Source organism: Pseudomonas sp. BB438 (genome assembly GCF_057180225.1).
The window spans coordinates 564,371-580,594 of record NZ_CM170001.1 but is presented as its reverse complement, the minus strand read 5'-3'; the positions used below and the strand labels follow the sequence as shown (position 1 = coordinate 580,594).

The following is a 16,224-nucleotide window of genomic DNA, read 5'->3' as shown; positions in this document are numbered from 1 at the left end:
GAATCGGAAACGACCTCGTCTCCGGTGGAAACCATGTTCTGGTTCTTGGCGATCCTCGCCTACCTGCTCGGATCACTGTCCTTCGCGGTACTCCTCAGTCGCCTGTTCGGCACCGCCGACCCGCGCGCCAGCGGCTCGGGCAATCCCGGCGCTACCAACATGCTGCGCCTGGCCGGCAGGAAGATCGCCATCCTCACCCTGCTCGGCGATCTCGCCAAGGGGCTGCTGCCCGTGCTCGTCGCCCGGCTGATCGGCCTGACCGATGTGCAGCAGGCCTGGGTCGGGCTGGCAGCGGTGATCGGTCACCTCTACCCGCTGTATTTCAATTTCCGTGGCGGCAAGGGTGTCGCCACCGCCGCCGGCATGCTGCTGGCCCTGTACCCGCCGGCCGCCCTGCTCGCCGCAGTCGCCTGGCTGGTGACCTTCAAGCTGTCGCGCACCAGTTCGCTCGCTTCCCTGGTGGCCACACCGCTGACCCTGCCACTACTGGCCTGGCAGGAACCTTCGGCCCTGCTGCCGATGACCGTGCTCACCGGCCTGATCGTCTGGCGTCATCGCAGCAACCTGCGCGACCTGATCGCCGGACGCGAACGTCACTTCTGAAGCGGCGAGCTTCCCGGCCCGCGTACCGCACTGCAAGCGAAAAAACGGCCCATGCCGCTCAGAGCATGTGCCGCGTCGTATGCAGCGTCATTATTCAGATCGCTGGCAGCGACTCCATTGGCCAACGCGCCTGGACGCCGATCGCCGGGCCGTCCTGCTGCCCGGCTGCCAGCCGCTGGCAGCCAGCATAGGCGATCATCGCGCCGTTATCGGTACAGAAGCGCGGACGGGCATAGAACACCTGGCCCTTCATCTCGCCGAGCATCTTTTCCAGATGCTGCCGCAGCGCCTGGTTGGCGCTGACGCCACCGGCAATCACCAGACTCTTCAGGTGTGTCTGCTTGAGCGCGCGCTTGCATTTGATCGTCAGGGTCTCGACCACCGCGGTCTGGAACGCCAGGGCAATGTCGCAGCGGGTCTGATCGCTGTCGTCACCTTCGGCGACGCAGCGCTGCCAGGTATTCAGGGCGAAGGTCTTGAGCCCGCTGAAACTGAAATCCAGGCCCGGACGGTCGGTCATCGGTCGCGGGAAAACGAAGCGACCAGCCATACCGCGCTCGGCCAGGCGTGCGATCTCCGGACCACCGGGATAGGCCAGGCCAAGCAGTTTGGCAGTCTTGTCGAAGGCTTCGCCGGCGGCGTCGTCCACGGACTCACCGAGCACCTGGTAACGACCAATGCCATCCACTCGAACCAACTGAGTGTGACCACCGGACACCAGCAAGGCGACAAACGGGAACTGCGGCGGCTGTTCTTCCAGCATCGGCGCCAGCAGATGACCTTCCATATGGTGCACGCCGACGGCCGGTATGCCCCAGGCGAACGCCATGGCCTGTGCACAGGACGCGCCGACCAGCAGCGCGCCCACCAGGCCGGGGCCGGCGGTGTAGGCGATGGCATCGATGTCTTCGGCGGTGCGGCCGGAGTCGTCCAGCACCTGGCGAATCAGCGGCAGCATACGCTTGACGTGATCACGGGAGGCCAGCTCGGGAACTACGCCGCCATAGATGCGGTGCAGATCGATCTGGCTGAACAGCGCGTCGGCCAGCAGGCCTTTCTCGCTGTCGTACAGGGCGACGCCGGTCTCGTCGCAGGAGGTTTCCAACCCCAGCACTAGCATGGGTTTGAGCCTTTACTCTGGGCAAAATTGAAGCCGCGCATCATAATCGCCGGCTGGGCTTCGGACCAGTGCTTTTCGATCGGAGGCTTTGCATTCCTCCGCCCGAACGTTTAATATCCGCAACCCTTGAAAACCGCCGACTCCGAACAACCGTCAGGAGCGCGATAAATCCTCCGGTAATCATTGAAGGTACGACCTGGATGCCCGCCGTCAAAGTTAAAGAGAACGAACCCTTCGACGTAGCTCTGCGTCGTTTCAAGCGCTCCTGCGAAAAAGCAGGCGTACTGGCCGAAGTCCGTAGCCGCGAATTCTACGAAAAGCCGACCGCCGAGCGTAAGCGCAAGGCCGCTGCCGCTGTTAAGCGTCACGCCAAGAAAGTGCAGCGCGAACAGCGCCGCCGCGAGCGCCTGTACTGAGTTACAGCGCTTCGTCGCACGCTTTCCGCATCGCCCGGCCCACTCGCCGGGCGAGTGCCTGAAACACGGCACCCCACTCCGATTCGCGTTCGCGGACTTCGGAGTTTTTGCTTTTCAAGCCCCATGCTTAGTCTCAAGCCTCGCTCGCGGCCTTGTCGCCCCGCGCTATGCTTGGGTCCACCCAGTGTCCCGATGAGTCTATGGCCGGCCTGATTCCACAATCCTTCATCGATGACCTGCTCAACCGCACCGACATTCTCGACGTGGTGAGTTCGCGCATCCAGCTGAAGAAGACCGGCAAGAACTACAGCGCCTGCTGCCCGTTCCACAAGGAGAAGACCCCCTCCTTCACCGTCAGCCCGGACAAGCAGTTCTATTACTGCTTCGGCTGCGGCGCCGGCGGCAACGCGCTCGGCTTCATCATGGACCACGACCAGCTGGACTTCGTCCAGGCCGTCGAGGACCTGGCCAAGCGCGCCGGAATGGACGTGCCCCGCGAGGAAGGCCGACGCGGCAACAAGCCCCGTCAACCAGTCGACTCGCCACTGTACCCACTGCTGGCCGCCGCCGCCGAGTTCTACCGCCAGGCGCTGAAAGGCCACCCGGCGCGCAAGGCTGCGGTGGAATACCTCAAGGGCCGCGGCCTGACCGGTGAGATTGCCCGCGACTTCGGCCTGGGCTTCGCCCCGCCGGGCTGGGACAACCTGCTGAAGAACCTCGGCGGCGACAACCTGCAGCTCAAGGCCATGCTCGACGCCGGCCTGCTGGTGGAAAACCCCGACAGCGGCAAGCGTTACGACCGCTTCCGCGACCGCGTGATCTTCCCGATCCGCGACAGCCGCGGCCGGGTCATCGCCTTCGGCGGCCGGGTACTGGGGGACGACAAGCCGAAATACCTGAACTCGCCGGAAACCCCTGTCTTCCATAAAGGGCAGGAGCTCTACGGCCTGTACGAGGCGCGGAAGAACAACCGGGATCTCGACGAGATCATGGTGGTCGAAGGCTACATGGACGTCATCGCACTGGCCCAGCAGGGCATCCGCAACGCGGTCGCGACCCTGGGCACAGCCACCAGCGAAGAACACATCAAGCGACTGTTCCGCATTGTGCCGAACATCCTCTTCTGCTTTGACGGCGACCAGGCTGGCCGCAACGCCGCCTGGCGTGCGCTGGAGTCGGCGCTGAGCAACCTGCAGGACGGACGCAAGGTGCGCTTCCTGTTCCTGCCCGAAGGCGAAGACCCGGACAGCCTGGTCCGTGCCGAAGGTCCCGACGCCTTCCGCGCCCGCCTCGCCCACCAGGCCCAGCCGCTGGCGGATTACTTCTTTCAGCAACTGACCCAGGAAGCCGACCCCAGCACGCTGGAAGGCAAGGCGCACCTGGCGACCCTGGCCGGACCGCTGCTGGAGAAGATTCCCGGCAACACCCTGCGCCTGCTGATGCGCCAGCGCCTGGGCGAGATCACCGGCCTGTCCGCCGAGGCCCTCAGCCAGATCAGCGCACCACGCTCCGGCCTTTCCGCCCAGGGCAGGCCCAGCCATGCGGCATCCCCTGTGCAGACGCACGGCTCGGACCAGCACGCCCACGAGTATGCCGACTACGACATGGGCCAGTTCGCAGAGCAGGGCGACAGTCATTATCAGGATGCTTCGAACTACTTCGAGGCGCCGATGGAGTTTTCCGCCGGGAACGGCGGAAGCAAGCAGGGCAAGAAGCCCTGGAAGGGCGATCGCAAATGGGACGGCAAAGGCAAGAAGGGCGATTTCGCGCCACGCCAGCCGCGCACCGAGATCAGCGTCGAATCACCGACCCTGACCGCGCTGCGCACCCTGCTGCACCATCCTCAACTGGCGCAGAGCGTCGAGGACGCAAGCCACTTCTCCAACGAGGGACAAACCTATTCGCAACTGCTCGCCGCACTGGTCGAAGCGTTGCAGAAGAATCCGAAGCAAAGCTCGATGCACCTTATCGCACGCTGGCACGGAACACCCCAAGGGCGCCTGCTACAGGTGCTGGCGGGGAAAGAGTGGCTGATCGATGACGGCAATCTTGAAAAGCAGTTCATCGACACCATTACTACACTTGCACACAACCAGCTGCTCAGCAGCCGTGAAGCCCGCCTGCACAGCGTGCTGCGAAAGAATCCCAGTGAACTGACCGACGAAGAGAAAGCGTTACTGCGGGAGCACTACAGCACCCCCTCTTCAACAGGCAGCCAGAGCTGAACTGGCGTCTGAAGCCTCGAATCTGGTATAATCCTCGGCTTATTTCAGCCCGCCAAGACCTTCAGTGGATAGGGTGTTATGTCCGGAAAAGCGCAACAGCAATCTCGTCTCAAAGAGTTGATCACCCGTGGTCGTGAGCAGGGTTACCTGACTTACGCGGAGGTCAACGACCACCTGCCGGAGGATATCTCTGATCCGGAACAGGTAGAAGACATCATCCGCATGATCAACGACATGGGGATCAACGTATTCGAGACAGCCCCGGATGCGGATGCCCTGTTGCTGGCGGAAACCGATACCGACGAAGCTGCCGCCGAAGAAGCCGCTGCCGCCCTTGCCGCGGTAGAGAGCGACGTTGGCCGCACCACCGACCCGGTGCGCATGTACATGCGTGAAATGGGTACCGTGGAACTGCTGACCCGCGAAGGCGAGATCGAAATCGCCAAACGCATCGAGGAAGGCATTCGCGAAGTCATGAGCGCCATCGCCCAGTTCCCTGGCGCGGTGGACGGTATCCTTGAAGAGTACAACCGCATCGTCGCCGAAGGCGGCCGTCTGTCGGACGTGCTCAGCGGCTATATCGACCCGGATGACGGCAGCCTGCCGGCAGAAGAAGTCGAGCCAGTCGGCCTGAAGGATGACGCCGAAGCCAAGGAAAAGGACGAAGAGGACGAAGAGTCCGACGGCGACAGCTCCGATGACGACGAAGGCGATGGCGGTCCGGACCCGGAAGAAGCCGCCCGTCGTTTCGGCGCCGTTTCCGAGCAGCTGGAAAAAGCCAAGAAGGCCCTGAAGAAACACGGCCGCGGCAGCAAGCAAGCCAGCGAGGAACTGCTCGCCCTGGCCGAACTGTTCATGCCGATCAAGCTCGTGCCCAAGCAGTTCGACGTGCTGGTCGCCAAGGTCCGCGATTCGCTGGACAGCGTCCGTCGCCAGGAACGCGCCATCATGCAACTGTGCGTGCGTGATGCCCGCATGCCGCGCGCCGACTTCCTGCGCCAGTTCCCCGGCCACGAAACCGACACCGCCTGGGTCGACACCGTACTCAAGGGCAAGCCCAAGTACGCCGAAGCCATCGAACGCCTGCGTGACGACATCCTGCGCAACCAGCAGAAGCTGGTCGACCTGGAAACCAGCTCGCAGCTGACCGTCGCCGAGATCAAGGACGTCAACCGCGCCATGTCCATCGGCGAGGCGAAAGCCCGTCGTGCGAAGAAGGAGATGGTGGAGGCGAACCTGCGCCTGGTGATCTCCATCGCCAAGAAGTACACCAACCGCGGCCTGCAGTTCCTCGACCTGATCCAGGAAGGCAACATCGGCCTGATGAAGGCGGTGGACAAGTTCGAATACCGTCGCGGCTACAAGTTCTCGACCTATGCCACCTGGTGGATCCGTCAGGCGATCACTCGCTCGATCGCCGACCAGGCCCGCACCATCCGTATTCCGGTGCACATGATCGAGACCATCAACAAGCTCAACCGTATCTCCCGCCAGATGCTGCAGGAGATGGGCCGTGAACCGACCCCGGAAGAGCTTGGCGAACGCATGGACATGCCGGAAGACAAGATCCGCAAGGTCCTGAAGATCGCCAAGGAACCGATCTCCATGGAAACGCCGATCGGTGACGACGAAGACTCGCACCTGGGCGACTTCATCGAGGACTCCACCATGCAGTCGCCGATCGAAGTGGCGACCAGCGAGAGCCTCAAGGAAGCCACCCGCGAAGTCCTCGCCGGCCTCACCGCTCGCGAAGCCAAGGTCCTGCGCATGCGCTTCGGCATCGACATGAATACCGATCACACCCTAGAGGAAGTCGGTAAGCAGTTCGATGTGACCCGTGAGCGTATCCGCCAGATCGAAGCCAAGGCGCTGCGCAAGTTGCGCCACCCGTCGCGAAGCGAGCATCTGCGCTCCTTCCTCGACGAGTGATGAAGAACCCCCGGCCTGAAACCGGGGGTTTTTCTTTGGGTCTTCCACGGGGCAAAGTGCCACGTCTACACTTCGGCGTAGTCCCCGCTTGGAATGAGGCCCTTCATGCCGCGTCTGCAGGCAGTTCTACTGTGGTGCCTCGCATTCTGGGCGGGACAGGCATTCGCCCTGAGCCTCACGCCCGAGGAGCAGCAGTGGCTGCAAGCGCATCCCACCTTGCGCCTGGGCGTCGATGCCTCCTGGCCTCCGTTCGAATTCCGTGACGTAGAGGGCCGTTACCAGGGCCTCGCGCCGATCTACGTGAAGTACATCAGCGAACAGCTCAAGGTGACGCTGGAGTCGGTGGAGCCATCCAACTGGACCGACCTGCTGCAACGGGCCCGAGACAATCGCATCGACCTGCTCCCCGGCGTCATGGCCACGCCCACGCGCCTCGATTACCTCAGCTTCACCCGCCCCTACCTCGATTTCCCGATCATCATCCTCGCGCGCCGGAACGGCCCGGAGCCGGCAAACGTGAAGGAGCTCTACGGGCTGAAGGTCGGCGTGGTCGCCCACTACGCACCCCACGAGCTGCTGGTCGCCAACCACCCCGATCTCAACCTGCAACCGCTGCCGAGCATCGCCGCCGGCCTGCAGGCCCTGGCTACCGGACAGGTCGACGCCTTCGTCGGCGACCTCGCCTCCAGCGTCTGGAACCTGCGCCAGCTCAAGCTCGAAGGCCTACAGATCAGCGGTGAAACGCCGTATCGCTACCAATTGGCGATGGCCGTGCCGAAAGACCAGGCGATCCTCGTCGGCATCCTCGACAAGGTCCTCGCCGACATGACGCCCGAGCAGATCGAGGCTCTACAGGCTCCCTGGGTTGGCGGTCTGGTGGATCGTCGCAGCGTCTGGCCCGAGGTGTTCCGCGTCGTTCTCCCCATCGCCCTGCTGACGGCCCTCATCCTGCTGGTGCTGTTCACCATGAACCGCCGCCTGCGCGGAGAAATGCAGCGCCGCGAGAAGCTCGAACAGGCCCTGCGCGACAGTGAACAGCACTACCGCGGCCTGGTGGAAAGCCTCACCGCCATCGCCTGGGAAATGCGCCTGACGGAGAACCGTTTCACCTACGTCTCGCCCCATGCCCAACGGCTGCTCGGCTACCCGATCAAGGACTGGCTCGAACCCGGCTTCTGGCAGCGCACCCTGCACCCGGAAGACGCTGAGCGCGCCATCCACTTCTGCCTCACCGAAAGCCAGGCCGGGCGCAACCACAGTTTCGACTACCGCATGCTCGCGGCCGATGGACGAATCGTCTGGATACGCGACATCGTCACGCTGATCCACCACGGCGACGACCTGATCCTGCGCGGCCTGATGATCGACATCACCGAAGCGACGCATACCGAGCAGGCCCTGCGCCTGTCCGAACAGAAATTCGCCTCGGTGTTTCACCACTGCCCGGACATCATCGTCCTCGCCCGCCGCGTCGACGGGCAACTGCTGGCGGTGAACAGCACCTTCGAGCAACAGATCGGCATTCCCGCCAGCGAGGCGCTAGGCAAGACCTCCACCGAACTGGGTATCTGGGGCGAACCCGGCATGGGCCCGGCGATGCTCGCGCGTCTGCAGGACGATCAACTGAACAACGTCGAGATCCCGCTGAACCGTCGCGATGGCACGCGCTTCACCGGCCTGCTGTCCGCCCAGCACGTCGTCCTCGACGACACGCCGGCGCTGGTGGTGGTCGTACGCAACATCTCCCAGGTCAAGGAAACCCAGGAACAACTGCGCGTCTCCGAGGAAAAATTCGCCAAGGCCTTCCACGCCTCGCCCGACGGCATGCTTATTTCGCGCATCAGCGATGGCCGGCTGGTAGAGGTGAACCAGGGATTTACCCGCATCACCGGCTACAGCCGCGAGGAAGCCACCGAGCGCTCCACCCTCGACCTGCGCTTGTGGGCCAATCCGGCCGACCGCAGCAAGTTGCTGGGCATTCTCGACAACACCCCCAGCGCCCCGGACTTCACCGCGCAGATCCGCACCCGCGACGGCAGCCTGCGCCTGTGCGAACTGTCCGCCCACCGCATCACCATCGGTAACGACGACTGCATGCTGACCATCGCTCGCGACATCACCGAGCAGCAGCAGATGCAGGAAAAGCTCCGTCTCGCCGCCACCGTTTTCGAGAGCACCGCCGAAGGCGTGATGATCACCGACGCGCGGCAGCAGATCATCGCGGTCAACCGCGCCTTCACCGAGATCACCGGCTACAGCGAGCAGGAAGCCCTCGGCAGCTCGCCGCGCCTGCTCGCCTCCGGCCAGCACGACAGCAGCTTCTATGTTGCCCTCTGGCATCAGCTCAATGCCGAAGGCCACTGGCAGGGCGAAATCTGGAATCGCCGGAAGAACCAGGAGCTGTACCCGGAATGGCTGACCGTCAGCGCCGTGCGCAATGCCGACGGCGAACTGTCGCACTACGTCGGCGTATTCGCCGACATCTCCACCCTCAAATACGCCCAGGCACGACTCGACTACCAGGCGCACCACGACCCACTGACCGGTCTGCCCAACCGGTTGCTGTTCGAAAGCCGCCTGAACGCCTCGCTCAAGGAAGCCCAGGAAGACGATCATCAGGGCGCCGTGCTGTTCCTCGACCTCGATCGCTTCAAGCACATCAACGACAGCCTCGGCCATCCGGTCGGCGACCTGCTGCTCAAATCCATCGCCACGCGCCTGCGCGAACAACTGCGTGACGTCGACACCGTGGCCCGCCAGGGTGGCGACGAGTTCATCATCCTGCTGCCCGGATTGCACCACGCATTGGACGCCGAACACGTGGCGAACAAGCTGCTGATCTGCTTCGACAAGCCGTTCATCGCCGGTGAGCAGGAGTTCTTCGTCAGCGCCAGCATCGGCATCTGCCTCTACCCCAGCGACGGCAGCGACGTCGCGACTCTGGTGAAGAATGCCGATGCCGCCATGTACCGGGCCAAGGCCCAGGGTCGCAACCGTGTCGAATTCTACACCCGCGAACTGACCTTCCAGGCCACCGAGCGCATGGCCCTGGAGCATGAACTGCGCCGCGCCCTGGAGAGCGACCAGTTGCAGCTCTACTACCAGCCCAAGCTCTCCCTGAGCACCGGCCTGCTCGTGGGCGCCGAAGCCCTGATCCGATGGAGACATCCGCAATTCGGCGCCATCTCGCCGGACCGTTTCATTCCCCTCGCCGAGGAGAACGGCCTGATCCTGCCTCTGGGCGACTGGGTGCTGCGCGAAGCCTGCCGGCAGATGAGCCGCTGGCAGGACAGCCACGCCGCCTTCGGTCCGCTGTCGGTCAACCTGGCTGGCGCCCAGCTGCGCCAGACCAACCTGGTCGAACGCATCCGCGAGCTGCTGACCCAGTACAACCTGCAGTCCTCGCGCCTGCAGCTGGAGATCACCGAAAGCTTCCTCATGCACCAGACCGAGGAAGCCCTGGCCATCCTGCACAGCCTCAAGCGCCTGGGCGTGCAACTGGCCATCGACGATTTCGGCACTGGCTACTCCTCGCTCAGCTACCTGAAGCAACTGCCGCTGGACACCCTGAAGATTGACCAGTCTTTCGTCCACGGCCTGCCGGACGACCCGCATGACGCCGCCATCGCCCGCGCCATCATCGCCCTGGGCCGCAGCATGAACCTCACGGTGATCGCAGAAGGTGTGGAACACGAAGCCCAGGAGCGCTTCCTCGAAGCCGAAGGCTGCGACCAGATCCAGGGCTACGCCCTGAGCGCCCCGCTGCCGGCCGACGCCTTTGCCAACAGGTTCCTGGTCCCGCTGCATCCGGTTGGCGCAAGCCAGAACGCACCGGTATAATCCGCCCGCCTTCTGGGGGCCTATAGCTCAGTTGGTTAGAGCAGAGGACTCATAATCCTTTGGTCCACGGTTCAAGTCCGTGTGGGCCCACCACCCTTCACAAACACGAAAGCCGCGCTTTGCGCGGCTTTCGTGTTTGTGGCCCTAGGAGAACCTGGCTAAAGTGACGATTGCGTCCCCCTGTAAGCCAGGTTGGACGATCATCGATCCGCTCGCTTGGACGTAATAGTCGCAAGATGGCGTGTATAGCAAACACTGTTATCTGGAACATCCCTGTTTACGAAGGCCATCGCCCCGATAGTGACGTTATCGCCGATGCGAATATTGTCGCCGATGATACAAACGTTGGCGCCCAACTCAACGTTATCGCCAATATGAATCAGTCCTGACTGTTTGGGAGAGATCACACCAATGGTGGTGTTCTGGCGAATGGACAAGTTCTCGCCTATTCGCACCTTGTCGGCAATGACGATGCTGGCGCGGTGAGCGATGCTCAGCCCAGCGCCTATTTCCGCTCCCAACATGATGTCGATCCCGTGGGTACGGATCAGCCGGCCATGTATGCGTCGCGCAACCTTCTTGTAGTTAATGAGCCCCTTGGGACGGCGATGCAGGTACTGAGCCAGCCGGAACCAGAACAGATAGTGTTTCTGCTCCTTATGGCTGATACGCCGGAGGATGGTTCTGATCTTCAGCTTCTTCCGTCCGCCGCCCATCACCTCAACACGCCAGTGCTGCTTGAGGCCTTCCCAATCCATGTACTTCACCTGCACCTCATCAAACGGGATGGATCCACTCACCTGTCCATCCCAAAACCGTATTATGAAATTCATCGAATTGTAACGAATCAGTATCTTTTCCAATACGATCCGGAAGGCAGAGGGTCAACGGACAGGACCAGTCGATACATTGAACGCGTAGATCAAGCTCTTGATTCGCTGGAACGGCACCGCGGGGGAATGCTCCGCGTGTACAACCACCCACGTCGATCAAATGCCATCTATCGGCTAATGGCTCCCCCAAACGTCAGAAATTAGCGCGACCAGCTTCCCGCAGTAGTTTTCCGCGGCAATTCGCGGCAGTTTTCCATCGCCGCAATGCGATCCACTTCACACCAGCCGTCGACCATCTGGCGCGCGTATCCTATCGACATGACAGGGGTCAATATCAGATAGCCACTAGCCATTAAATTGGCATCTCCCTGATATGAGTGAGCCCCTCATGACTCTCCACCGGTATCCAGTCCAGTTGCTGGTCACTTCCCAGGACCCGGCGCTGGCGCGCCAGGTTCGTGCACTGCTGGCGGCCTATGAACTGCCTTGCGCGGTGATGGAAGGACCACGCAACTGCGAACAGGCGCCGCTGTGCCGATGGTTCAAGGACGCGCCCTTGAGCGATTCGGCCCGTCTGCTGGCGCTGCTGGCCGATGCCATCGGAGTGCTGGAAAGGACCCGACATGCCTTCCGCTCCCGCGAGCTGGGCGAGCTGCGCCAGCGGCTGAGCGGCGCGTTGCAGGAGTTGTCGGGCCCTCGCTCCCTGGTGTAAAAGACTCCCACCCGCGTTCCGCCGTTGCGGAAGCTGGCTTTGCCGGGCAGGACTTGTGGGCCTGCAAGACAAAGCGCCGAGTTTGTCGCCGTCGATTTCGACTGGACGACGAGCCGGCGCTTTTTTCATGCCCGACAAAAACAGCAGACCCGCAAGGAGCCGAACATGGGCCTGGGACCGAAGCTCGATAGCGTGCTCGAGCGCATCGGCCTGTCGACGATGGAAGTCGATCAGCGCCTGAGTTACCTGGAGTGGCGAGAGGAGGATGGCGGCCATCTCCACGGCCGCGCCACCGAACTGGAAGGCTGCCACGAGCGCTTCATCGAGCAGCTCTACGACCACTTGCGCCACTACCCGCCGCTGGGAGCGATCCTCGCCGAGCCGGCAACGTTGGCGCGGCTGAAATGCAGCCAGTTCGAATACTACCGCCAGCTGTGGGACGCCCCGCAGGACGCCGACTACGTGCGCGACCGCCTGCGCATCGGGCTGGTGCACCAGCAGGTCGGCGTCGAGCTGAAGTGGTACATGGGCGCCTACCGCCTGTACCTGGACCAGATGCTCGCCGATCTGATGGGCGACGCTCCGGAAGCCAAGACCTACGCCAGCCTGCTCAAGCGGGTGTTCTTCGACATGTCGCTGGCCATCGACACCTACGGTGCTGCCCAGCGCCAGGCCCTGGAAGACAGCGAGGCGCGCTTCGCCCGCGCCCTGCGCGGCGCCAACGACGGTATCTGGGACTGGGACCTGGGCAACGACCGCCTCTACGTGTCCGACCGCTGGGCGCGCATGCTCGGCCTGACCCGCGACAACCTCGGCGAAGGCAGCACCAGCTGGTTCGCCCGCGTGCACCCGGACGACCTGCCCGGCCTGCGCAAGGCCATCGACGCACACCTGCGCGGTAGCAGCGCGTTGCTCAGCCACGAGTACCGCATCCGCCAACGCGACGGGAACTACCTCTGGGTGCTCGCGCGCGGTGTGGTCACTGACGGGCGCATGGCGGGTTCGCAGACCGATATCAGCCAGCACAAGGCCAGTGAGCACCAGCTCAGCCACGCGGCGCGGCACGACCCGCTCACCGGCCTGGGCAACCGACTGCGCCTGGACGAGTTGCTGCAGCAGGCCCTGATGCGCCAACGCCGCCCTGGCGCGCGCGAGTCCGGCCTGCTGTTCATCGACCTCGACCGTTTCAAGCTGATCAACGACAGCCTCGGCCACGCGGTGGGTGATCGCGTGCTGGTGGAAGTTTCCCAGCGCCTGCTGCGCTGCCTGCGGCCTGGCGACCACCTGGCACGTTTCGGCGGCGACGAGTTCGTCGTACTGCTGGACGACCTCGCCAGCCTGGTCGACGCCGAGCAGGTCGCGCAGCGCATGCTCGATTGCCTGCGCCAGCCGCTGCATGTGGACGGCCGCACCCTGGTGGTCAGCGCCAGCATCGGCATCACCGGGCTGATGACCGACGGCCAGACCATCGACACCCTGCAGGCTGCCGACCTCGCGCTGTACCGCGCCAAGGAAGCCGGCAAGGCGCAGTACGCACGCTTCAGCCTGGAGTTGCAGGCCGAGGCGCAGCGTCGACTGGATCTGGAAAGCGCCCTGGCCCAGGCCCTGCGCCGCGAGGAATTCAGCCTGCACTACCAGCCCATCGTCCGCCTGGACCGCGACTCGCCGCACTGGGAGGCCGTCGAGGTGCTGCTGCGCTGGAAACACAACGGCCAGTCGATCTCGCCGCTGGACTTCATCCCGGCGCTGGAGGAATCCGGCGAGATCGTTCCGGTAGGCGACTGGGTGCTGCGCCAGGCGTGCCGGCAGACCGCGCTGTGGCAGAGCCAGGGGCATCGCAACCTGTACTGCTCGGTCAACCTGTCGAGCCGGCAATTGCAGCAGCCGGGCTTCGCCGCGCGGGTGCAGCAGATTCTCGCCGAGAGCGGCCTGTCGCCGCGCAGCCTGGTACTGGAGATCACCGAAAGCCTGCTGATGCAGGACGGCGCGGAAACCCTCGCCTGCCTGCGCGAGCTGGCCGCCGAGGGTGTGCGCCTGGCGCTGGATGACTTCGGCACCGGCTATTCCTCGCTCGGCTATCTCAAGCGCTACCCGCTGCACATCCTCAAGGTCGACCGCAGCTTCATCACCCGCGTGCCGGACGATTCGGAACTCAGCGCCATTTGCCGCGCCATCATCGGCCTGGGCCACAGCCTCGGCCTGGAAGTGGTCGCCGAAGGCGTGGAGCGCCAGGAGCACCTCGACTTCCTGCGCAAGGAAGGCTGCCGCCACGCCCAGGGCTTCCTGTTCAGCAAGCCGCTGGCGCCGGAACAGCTCTTCCAGCCCCGCCTGGAGCACCAGCGATGAAGCAGAACCTGCCGATCACCGGGCGCCAGGTGGATGTCCCGGTCAATGCCAACATCCTCTCCACCACGGACCTCAAGGGAGCGGTCACCCATGTGAACCCGGACTTCATCCAGATCAGCGGCTTCGACGCCGAGGAGCTGGTCGGCTTCAACCACAACCGGGTGCGCCATCCGGACATGCCACCCGCTGCCTTCGCCCACCTCTGGCAGACACTGCAAGCCGGGCGCAGCTGGATGGGCCTGGTGAAGAACCGCTGCAAGAATGGAGACCACTATTGGGTCAGCGCCTTCGTCACGCCGATCCGCCATGGCGGCAAGGTGGTGGAATACCAGTCGGTGCGCACGCGACCCGGCGCCGAGCAGATCGACGCCGCGGAGCACCTCTACGCTCGCCTGCGCGCGGGCGCAACACTGAGCCGCCCTCGCCTGCCACTGGTGGCACAGCTGCTGCTCGGCCTGCTGCTGGGCCAGGCGGGCGGCGCCTTGCTGGCGCTGCTGCTGCCCAAGCTGACGGCCCTGGCCTTCCTGCTGGCGCTGGGCGTGTCCGGCGCCTGGCTGGTACTTCGCCTGCAACCGCTCGGCGCGCTGCTCGGGCGTGCACGGAAGATCGCCGACAACCCGCTGAGCCAGCAGCTCTACTCAGGCCGCACGGACGAGTTCGGCGAACTGGATTTCGCCCTCCGCATGCTGGAGGCGGAAACTGCCGCCGTGGTCGGGCGCATGGCCGACGCCTCGCATCAACTGGCCGAACACGCTGCGGCGCTGGCCGACGCCATGGCGGGCGGCAGCGCCGCCTCGCAACTGCAGCAGCGCGAGACCGAGCAGGTCGCCAGCGCGATGCAGCAGTTGGCACAGAGCGTCCAGCAGGTCGCCCGTCACGCGCAGCACAGCGCGGTGGCGGCGCAATGCAGCGAGCGCATCACCCAATCCGGGCATGAGGACGTACACGGCACGCGCGGGCAACTGGCCGCGCTGGAAGCCGGTGTACGCGCGGCGAGCACAGCAGTCGAACAACAGAAGGAACATAGCGAGGCGATCTCGCGAATGCTCGAGGTGATCCGTGACGTCGCGGGGCAGACCAACCTGCTGGCGCTCAACGCCGCCATCGAGGCCGCACGCGCCGGGGAAAGCGGGCGCGGTTTCGCGGTGGTTGCCGATGAGGTTCGCGCGCTGGCATCGCGCACGGAAAACTCTGCGCGGGACATCCAGTCGCTGGTCGGCAACCTTCAGCAGGGTGCCGAAGATTCGGTGCGGGCGCTATGGCACTGCTGCGACCAGGCAGCGGCCAGTCTGGCCCAGGCCGGGCAGGCGGCGGGAACGCTGGAGCGCATCAGCGAGCAGGTCTCGGCGATCCAGCGGATGAGCCTGGAGATCGCCGAAGCCATCGAGGAACAGGGCGTCGCCAGCGAAGACGTGCAGCGCAGCCTGCACGCCATTCGCGGCTCGGCCGACAGCAACGCGACGAAGGTCGACACCTGCCAGCGCAGCGCCGCGCGCATGGCGGAACTGTCGGCGGAGCTGCGGAGGCTGGCGGAGCATTTCTGGGAGGGCAGCCGGGCACTCTAGCGCTTGGCGATGATGTACACGGCGTGGACGATACCGGGGATGTAACCGAGCAGCGTCAGCAGGATGTTGAGCCAGAACGCGCCGCCGAAACCGACCTGGAGGAACACGCCCAGCGGCGGCAGAAGGATGGCGATGAGGATGCGGATGAAGTCCATGCGGTGGCTCCTTGTGAGATTGCTACGTGCATGGAGTGGACCGCAGGCAAGCGGAGCGGGTTCAGAGAATCTGGGTGGCTGCGACGCCTGCCTGCAGGAGCGCCCCATGGACGCGATTGCGAGCATGGCCCGCTTGTGAAGTTCTGCGCAGGGGCAGCCCTCTCCCCCGCCCTCTCCCTGAAGGGAGAGGGAGCTATCTGTGCCGGCTGACACTGTGGTTTCAGCCGCCACCCAACCAGTCCCCTCTCCCTTCAGGGAGAGGGTTAGGGAGAGGGAAAGCCCAAGTACGGACTTTCAGAGAAAGACAGTTGCTCCTACAGGTGGAGTCCGTGCCGGAGCCGCCCTCACCCCAGCCCTCTCCCAGAGGGAGAGGGAGCCGTCCGGCATGGCGGCGGGATTAGCGTTCGCCGGGGACCTCGGCTTTTCGTAGGATCGAGGGGGCGCCTAGTTCTTGCTCGCGAACCCGGCCCCGCTGCGGAG

The 16,224-nt window shown here is 64.2% G+C and carries 11 protein-coding genes and 1 tRNA gene; 9 read left to right on the top strand and 3 right to left on the bottom strand.

Going from position 1 to position 16,224, the window contains the following annotated elements:
* Positions 1-33 precede the first annotated feature (33 nt).
* Complete coding sequence (plsY, locus tag AC1ZV1_RS02750) at positions 34-603, top strand: glycerol-3-phosphate 1-O-acyltransferase PlsY (RefSeq protein WP_484295431.1); 570 nt, start codon at positions 34-36, stop codon at positions 601-603.
* A 94-nt stretch (positions 604-697) separates the two neighbouring features.
* On the opposite strand, the gene tsaD is transcribed toward plsY, so the two are convergent.
* A complete protein-coding gene (gene tsaD / locus AC1ZV1_RS02745; RefSeq protein ID WP_484295430.1) occupies positions 698-1,723 on the bottom strand; it encodes a tRNA (adenosine(37)-N6)-threonylcarbamoyltransferase complex transferase subunit TsaD in 1,026 nt (341 codons plus the stop codon).
* A gap of 200 nt (positions 1,724-1,923) precedes the next feature.
* On the opposite strand from tsaD, the gene rpsU reads away from it, so the two are divergent.
* The 5 genes from rpsU to AC1ZV1_RS02720 all read left to right on the top strand — a co-directional run bounded on the left by rpsU (position 1,924) and on the right by AC1ZV1_RS02720 (position 10,226).
* Positions 1,924-2,139 carry a 30S ribosomal protein S21 gene (gene rpsU / locus AC1ZV1_RS02740; RefSeq protein ID WP_003085057.1) on the top strand — a complete coding sequence of 72 codons (216 nt, stop codon included), beginning with the start codon at positions 1,924-1,926 and terminating at the stop codon, positions 2,137-2,139.
* Between the two features lie 200 nt (positions 2,140-2,339).
* The gene (gene dnaG, locus AC1ZV1_RS02735) at positions 2,340-4,364 is read left to right on the top strand and encodes a DNA primase (RefSeq protein ID WP_484295429.1); all 2,025 of its coding nucleotides are present in this window, start codon (positions 2,340-2,342) and stop codon (positions 4,362-4,364) included.
* Positions 4,365-4,442: 78 nt separating this feature from the next.
* Positions 4,443-6,293, top strand: coding sequence for an RNA polymerase sigma factor RpoD (gene rpoD / locus AC1ZV1_RS02730; RefSeq protein WP_484295428.1), 1,851 nt, complete (start codon positions 4,443-4,445; stop codon positions 6,291-6,293).
* A 105-nt stretch (positions 6,294-6,398) separates the two neighbouring features.
* Positions 6,399-10,133, top strand: coding sequence for a bifunctional diguanylate cyclase/phosphodiesterase (locus AC1ZV1_RS02725; protein WP_484295427.1), 3,735 nt, complete (start codon positions 6,399-6,401; stop codon positions 10,131-10,133).
* Positions 10,134-10,149: 16 nt separating this feature from the next.
* Positions 10,150-10,226 (top strand) — tRNA-Ile (locus tag AC1ZV1_RS02720).
* Between the two features lie 107 nt (positions 10,227-10,333).
* On the opposite strand, the gene AC1ZV1_RS02715 is transcribed toward AC1ZV1_RS02720, so the two are convergent.
* On the bottom strand, positions 10,334-10,933 hold the full coding sequence (locus AC1ZV1_RS02715) for a serine acetyltransferase (RefSeq protein ID WP_484295426.1): 600 nt from the start codon (positions 10,931-10,933) through the stop codon (positions 10,334-10,336).
* 421 nt (positions 10,934-11,354) lie between these two features.
* Between AC1ZV1_RS02715 and AC1ZV1_RS02710 the strand changes: the two genes are divergently transcribed.
* From AC1ZV1_RS02710 to AC1ZV1_RS02700, 3 genes are all read left to right on the top strand, one after another.
* Complete coding sequence (locus AC1ZV1_RS02710) at positions 11,355-11,678, top strand: hypothetical protein (RefSeq protein ID WP_484295425.1); 324 nt, start codon at positions 11,355-11,357, stop codon at positions 11,676-11,678.
* Positions 11,679-11,843: 165 nt separating this feature from the next.
* The gene (locus AC1ZV1_RS02705) at positions 11,844-14,024 is read left to right on the top strand and encodes a putative bifunctional diguanylate cyclase/phosphodiesterase (protein WP_484295424.1); all 2,181 of its coding nucleotides are present in this window, start codon (positions 11,844-11,846) and stop codon (positions 14,022-14,024) included.
* Positions 14,021-15,589 carry a methyl-accepting chemotaxis protein gene (locus AC1ZV1_RS02700; protein ID WP_484295423.1) on the top strand — a complete coding sequence of 523 codons (1,569 nt, stop codon included), beginning with the start codon at positions 14,021-14,023 and terminating at the stop codon, positions 15,587-15,589. The genes AC1ZV1_RS02705 and AC1ZV1_RS02700 overlap by 4 nt, the downstream gene beginning before the upstream one ends.
* Here the strand turns inward: AC1ZV1_RS02700 and AC1ZV1_RS02695 are convergent.
* Complete coding sequence (locus AC1ZV1_RS02695) at positions 15,586-15,744, bottom strand: YqaE/Pmp3 family membrane protein (RefSeq protein WP_017516589.1); 159 nt, start codon at positions 15,742-15,744, stop codon at positions 15,586-15,588. The genes AC1ZV1_RS02700 and AC1ZV1_RS02695 overlap by 4 nt on opposite strands.
* Positions 15,745-16,224: the final 480 nt, after the last annotated feature.